Origin of the sequence: Vreelandella boliviensis LC1 (genome assembly GCF_000236035.1) — a bacterium.
In the GTDB taxonomy this organism is placed as follows: Bacteria; Pseudomonadota; Gammaproteobacteria; order Pseudomonadales; family Halomonadaceae; genus Vreelandella; species Vreelandella boliviensis.
Genome location: NZ_JH393258.1, coordinates 206,301 through 211,727 on the forward strand (window position 1 = coordinate 206,301; position 5,427 = coordinate 211,727).

The following is a 5,427-nucleotide window of genomic DNA, read 5'->3' on the forward strand; positions in this document are numbered from 1 at the left end:
CGCAGATTTCCTCGGTGCCAGAAAAGCACCTAAAGAATCCCGTCGGCTCTCTCTTGCACTTCAGAGATCGCATTATTGCCGCACTGAATCTCGCGGTCACTGGTATTTAACGCCGCGCTTTGCGTCTTCTTTGTAGCGCCCGCGGGAAAGCAGTCCGCCAACAAAGCTTTGTAGCAATTTGCCTCAATTGTGGCACCTTGCTACAATTGCGCCAAATCTACGTTGGAGGTACAGATGGCTACTAACAGCATTCGCTTAGATCAAAACCTTATTGAAAAGGCCACGATTATAGCCAAAGCGCTTAATCGAACCCCTCCCAAGCAAATAGAACACTGGGCGAAAATCGGCGAGATGATGGAAGATAACCCCGATTTACCCTATGAGTTTGTGAGGCAGGCCATCATCGCGCAGGCCGAACGGGATGCCGGAAAACTGGAGGCCTACGATTTTGGTTAAGGCCACGAGTGTATTACAAACCCCTACATTCAAAAAAGCGGTAAAGAAGCTCAAGCCCAACCAGAAAAAAGACCTTGATTTGGTCATTAAAGAGCTAATGGCCAACCCCAGCATTGGTGAGCAGAAAAAAGGCGACCTGACCTTTCTGCGAGTCCATAAGTTCAAAATGAACAAGCAACTAACTCTGCTGGGTTACAGCTTTGACGATGGCGCTCTTGTCCTTGAATTGATGGCCCTGGGCTCACACGAAAATTTCTACCGCGATATTAAGCATAAGAAGTGACGTTGTAACGCCGCATTCATCGGCTTGCCCGCTGCAATGCATTGTTATATTTTTAGTTACTGGCCTAATAGTAAAGGCTACAAGTTATGAATGTTTTAGGTATTTTGTAATTTAGTTTTTTACTGCGCTGAAGATGGATTTCTACAGAATAATTCTTCTTTTTAGCATCTATCTCAAGTGACATTTTTTTTGCCCCGTACCGTTCATACAGCCTTACGTCAAGCTCCTCTAAGTATTTTATTTCATTTATGTAAGCACAGTAAACTTTGAATGGTATTTTTCCAATTTTAATACCATTTAACTCAAAGCTTATTAATGCTGTATTTTGATGGTTGTCTAGTTCTTTTCGTTGGCCATTATGATCGATGAAACATGTAGGGGCTATCATGTTGTATTGGAGATTAGGGTCGTTTGCAGTTCGCTTAAATTCTTTTGGATTAAATTCTGCTTCTGTTTTTCCTGCTACTTCTTTTACTCTAAAAATATCTAGATCGGGCCAGTTTGAGCTGGCAATAGAAACTAAATAGTCCGCCTTGTATAAATCGTTATGATCACCAATGTCTAAGGCATAAAAAAACTCTTTTGTGAAAACCCCGAAAACTAGAGACTCTCTGACTCCCCCTTTCTTATTTTTATACAAGTGGAAATGCGATATATTGCATGTATAGAGCAAATAGTCAATTGCCTGCCAATCATTGATATTCTTGCTCATATACCCATTTATATCATCTCCTTTTTTAATGCTTTCTTGAAGCGACATCCATTCTGTATTAGTAGCCCATGAGCTTTCTTGGAGTTTTTTGCTTAAAATTACATTTCTTGGTTTAGGTGTAACTCGCCTGTGCTGCAAACAGCAATACACTATTGGCGATATATCTGGCTGATAATTCTTAACTTTCCTGACATCTAAATAAAACTCAGCTATCAACTTTTTTCTGAATATATCAAACCAGCCAGACTGGAGTGTCTTTTCCATACACGGTTCCAAATTTAATATAATGCTGAAGGTAACGGGCCGCTTTGGCGCAAAGCCAAAGGCGGCGCAGAAAAGCGATCGCGTTGACCGTATTGTTACATGCACTGTATATTCTAGTGCCATGATATTTAAGGACTAAAATACTATGCATATGAGCTCCCTACAAGAGTTACACAAAAGCATGATGCAGATAAATGCAAGCGTGCAGCAATTTCAAGTGAGGATGGGGGTAGCGCATTTCGACTGCCTCTTTTCGACGCGAGAGGCTCCTTTTGTTTTGGCACTGACATCACGCGGCTTGGAACCTAAATTTTTCAAATTCGAAGTCACGCAAGGGTATTGGATAAAAGAATACTTTGGCGACATGTACGGTGACCTTTTAATGGTTCTCACTGGGAACGGTAATTCTGACGAGCCTTTGAGACCAGCCCCTTTTCTTGAACAGCTAAACAATCAACTACCTACTAATGCTCACGCGCAACGAATTGCACCAACAAATGAAATTCTGAGGCTAAGAGCTGATATAATTGAAGATAGAGAAAAGCCCTATTTTGACACTTGGATTTATTGGAAAGATGAAAAGTATAAAGATGCGCCCTCAGAAGAGAACAGAAACAAAACTCTAGCACTAATTGGCTACGAGGCACTTAAATATAGCAAAGAAATGAAAGCTTCCAGCAAGTGGAGTGCAACAGATCTAAATAGAAACTGGCAGGATCAACGACGATAAAGCATGTAACGAGGTTGTAGAAAAACCCGATTTCGAGCCGTCTCCACCGCCTTTCGCCCTAATTTACATACGTAATTCGCCAACTTCTCAATATTGTGCACCAAGCAGTAGAGCTGCCACTGACCTTGCACCTTTTTCTTACCCCGAAGGCTGAAGCGGTTCAGCCTTTTCGTCGTGCTAATGTTGCCGAATACCGGCTCTACGACTGACATACGATGGCTGTAGATTTCCTTGCCCTTCGGGCTATCCACTCGGTGTTTCATCCAGTCGGTGTAATTGGGTAAGCGTTTGTTCTCGACAATAAAAGACACTTGTCGCCCGGCGCCGTTGCGATGGTCGGCCGAACTTGGGTTCTGCATGCATCGGTATTTCTTTGGGCAGTGCCGACATTGCAGCAAGCGCCCTTCAAAGTGTACTCGGATCTTGCCACTGTCAGTTTCTCGTTGCCCGCGATAGGACAGTTTTTCGCCGACTGGACAGATACACGTTAACTCTACCGGATCAAACTGGAACGCGCTGGCGGGCGTCGTCTCTCGCCAGCCTTTATCTGGTAAGTTCTAGTGGCGCTTGGCGTATTTTTTTTCTGGTCGGCGAATTTTGGATCTCGGCTGCGGAACTGGTTATCGGGGATGTCGCCGTTGATCTGCTGTTCGTGCAGATACTTCATATTGGGTTTACTCGTCTCATCCATGAGACTCGCCCTTCGGGCCAGCCTGCGGCTGTTCAAATTTATTCCCGATAAATTTGTCATTGGCAAAGCCTGTATCTGCCGTGACGACGGTGCCTTTCTGGTGTTTTTTATCCTCCGTGGCTACGCCGTTATAGCCTTGGATCGTGCCCTTGCTGGTGGTCATTTTGGCACTTTCGTTATCGGTGAGATTGCTCTTCACTTCCTTGATTCGCTTCCCCCGGCCCATCCTTGGGCTGTGCGTCTTTAGAAAACGATCCACTTTGTTCATGGCGGCATCTAGCGAGAGAATCGTCTTGGCCCGTCGAATATCCCGATCCAGATTGGCTTCCGTCTCGGCCTCATCACGCGTGTAGTGCTCCAGTAGGTGATGCCGGATCAGACCTCTCAATTTGTCACGCTTCTCGCCCAGTTCTTTGAACGTGCCAGACCACTCTTTGGAGGCATCGGAGGACATCTTACAGCCGTCAATCGCAAAGAGTTCGTTACCCAACAAACCTTGTTCGTGGCACACCAGCAGCACTTGTTCGAACAGCGCTTCGATCTCATCGGCATGGCGACTGACGAAGCTTGCCAATGTGGCGAAGTGGGGAACGGTATCGCAGGAAAGCGCTTTGAAAATGATATTGGTCTCACAGCACCACTGCATTTCACGGCTGGAGGTGATGCCTTTTGAGTAAGCAAACAGGATGATCTTCAACAAGATAGCCGGATCATAGGCCAGCCGACCGGTCGCGTCGTTGCGGTACTTGGGATGGAAAACGGATAAGTCGAGCTTGTGCTCGATCAGATAGTGCACTGCGTGTTCAAAGGTGCCTGGCTGGAGCTGATCTTGGTAGTTGATCACCACCATGGCGTTCTGATCGTAGTTATAAACCTTGAAGCGCGGCATGCTAACCACTCCTCATCTGTTTCCTCGATCCTACCAAAACTTAGCCGTCAGTGGGGTTTTTCTACAACCTCAACGCCGCGCTCTGCGGCAAATTTGGAGCGCAAAGGAAAATTTATCCGACAGCAGCTCTTTGTTAGCCATAGTGACGTGCACGGTGGCAATTTGGACACAAAGCGACTGCGTTTTCTGGTGTATCTGGGCCACCATCCTTGAGCATTTGTACATGATGAACCTCAAGATAAGGCTGACCGGTAACTTTTGAGATGAATGGCCCTTTATTTTCGCAATCAAAACAAATACCTTTCGCCTCCCGCAATACCTGCGCGACCACTTTTGGGTCTCGAACATAGGCGTAAGTTTTTACCTCTTTCTGAGTTGGGTGCTTGTTACCCTTAACCTTTTTTGAAGGTTTACCAAGCTCCTCCGCTACCTTCTGTTCAAATGTATCCTCTGCCTCGAAATCAACTTCTGCTTTTTGAGCATCGCCACTGCGAAGAATGGCTTTTAATTTAGCCTTTGAAGTAGCCCCCTTCAGGTTATTAGATATGGATGCCAAAAACTTCTGCTCGGTGCCAGTGGGTATCTTGTAAGTTGGCCCTCTGACCCATGAACCGTCTTGCCCCAACACAATTTCGCGTGCAAATGGAATAGGATTTGGGAACAGATAAGAAAGTGACGCCGGACATCGATAATGCCACGTTAGCCCTTGCTTATGACTTGCTCCTTCTCTTTCTGTTTCTCCCTCGTATATGCATCCGGATTGAATTCCAACTATCTGGTTACCACCTTTCTTTGCGGTTTTCGCTGTTATTGTTACGAGAACAAAAGGCTCACCATTCCGTAAAGCTGCTGAGTGTCTCGGCGGTAGGTAGCCCCTAATAACACCGCCTTCAGACATAAAGTTCACAGCCTCGTGGAATCCGTCCATAGGGGATGAGCTATGGATTTTTTTGTATTCTTTTTCCGAGACAAAGTTTGAATAAGGAACTCCTTCTCTTGGGTCTGGATTTAAGCGAACTACGAAAATATCCACGGACTATCCTCTGTGGCTAACAGTTTATTCATGCGCATGCGCGTTTTTCCGGGGAACCCAACATCACCAAAACCTGCAATATATTGATAGTAATAAAAAATATCCCCCTTCACTCACAAGCACGCTAGAAAAATGTGCATGCCCATTGTCATTTCTGACTATCTTTTCGCATTGTCTATAAACATGATCAGATTCTTCACAACTCACTGTTTTAAATTGCTTTTTATAATAAATTCCGGAAATTTTGAGCACACCTATTGTTGAGCGTACCAGAAAAATACGCATCACAAGCTAAAAATACTTCATGAAACCGTGTGTACATCGACCCCAAGGGGTGAATCGCCCCGAGTATTCTAGACACCCGTTAGG

General features: G+C 45.2%; 5 protein-coding genes and 1 pseudogene. 3 read left to right on the top strand and 3 right to left on the bottom strand.

Annotated elements, in window-relative coordinates:
• Positions 1 to 234 precede the first annotated feature (234 nt).
• Together KUC_RS10120 and KUC_RS10125 are read left to right on the top strand one after the other, a co-directional pair.
• Positions 235 to 456: a TA system antitoxin ParD family protein gene (locus tag KUC_RS10120; protein ID WP_007113097.1), complete on the top strand. Its 222-nt coding sequence runs from the start codon at positions 235 to 237 to the stop codon at positions 454 to 456.
• Positions 449 to 739, top strand: coding sequence for a type II toxin-antitoxin system RelE/ParE family toxin (locus KUC_RS10125; protein WP_007113098.1), 291 nt, complete (start codon positions 449 to 451; stop codon positions 737 to 739). Before KUC_RS10120 ends, KUC_RS10125 begins: the two co-directional genes overlap by 8 nt.
• 64 nt (positions 740 to 803) lie before the next feature.
• Here the strand turns inward: KUC_RS10125 and KUC_RS10130 are convergent, their stop codons facing one another.
• Complete coding sequence (locus tag KUC_RS10130; RefSeq protein WP_141243504.1) at positions 804 to 1,715, bottom strand: hypothetical protein; 912 nt, start codon at positions 1,713 to 1,715, stop codon at positions 804 to 806.
• 151 nt (positions 1,716 to 1,866) lie between these two features.
• Here KUC_RS10130 and KUC_RS10135 point away from each other — a divergent pair, with 151 nt between their 5' ends.
• On the top strand, positions 1,867 to 2,445 hold the full coding sequence (locus tag KUC_RS10135) for a DUF6037 family protein (RefSeq protein WP_255158058.1): 579 nt from the start codon (positions 1,867 to 1,869) through the stop codon (positions 2,443 to 2,445).
• Here the strand turns inward: KUC_RS10135 and KUC_RS20330 are convergent.
• A pseudogene (locus tag KUC_RS20330) lies at positions 2,433 to 4,025 on the bottom strand (transposase). The gene KUC_RS10135 and the pseudogene KUC_RS20330 sit on opposite strands and share 13 nt — an antisense overlap.
• A 133-nt stretch (positions 4,026 to 4,158) precedes the next feature.
• Positions 4,159 to 5,058, bottom strand: a complete 900-nt coding sequence (locus tag KUC_RS10155) for an HNH endonuclease (protein ID WP_007113103.1) — start codon at positions 5,056 to 5,058, stop codon at positions 4,159 to 4,161.
• Between the last annotated feature and the right edge of the window lie 369 nt (positions 5,059 to 5,427).

Bases quoted from the DNA above. Each gene is read 5' to 3' on its own strand.
- KUC_RS10130 (WP_141243504.1), bottom strand. From the start codon at position 1,715: ATGGAAAAGACACTCCAGTCTGGCTGGTTTGATATATTCAGAAAAAAG.
- KUC_RS10135 (WP_255158058.1), top strand. From the start codon at position 1,867: ATGAGCTCCCTACAAGAGTTACACAAAAGCATGATGCAGATAAATGCA.
- KUC_RS10120 (WP_007113097.1), top strand. From the start codon at position 235: ATGGCTACTAACAGCATTCGCTTAGATCAAAACCTTATTGAAAAGGCC.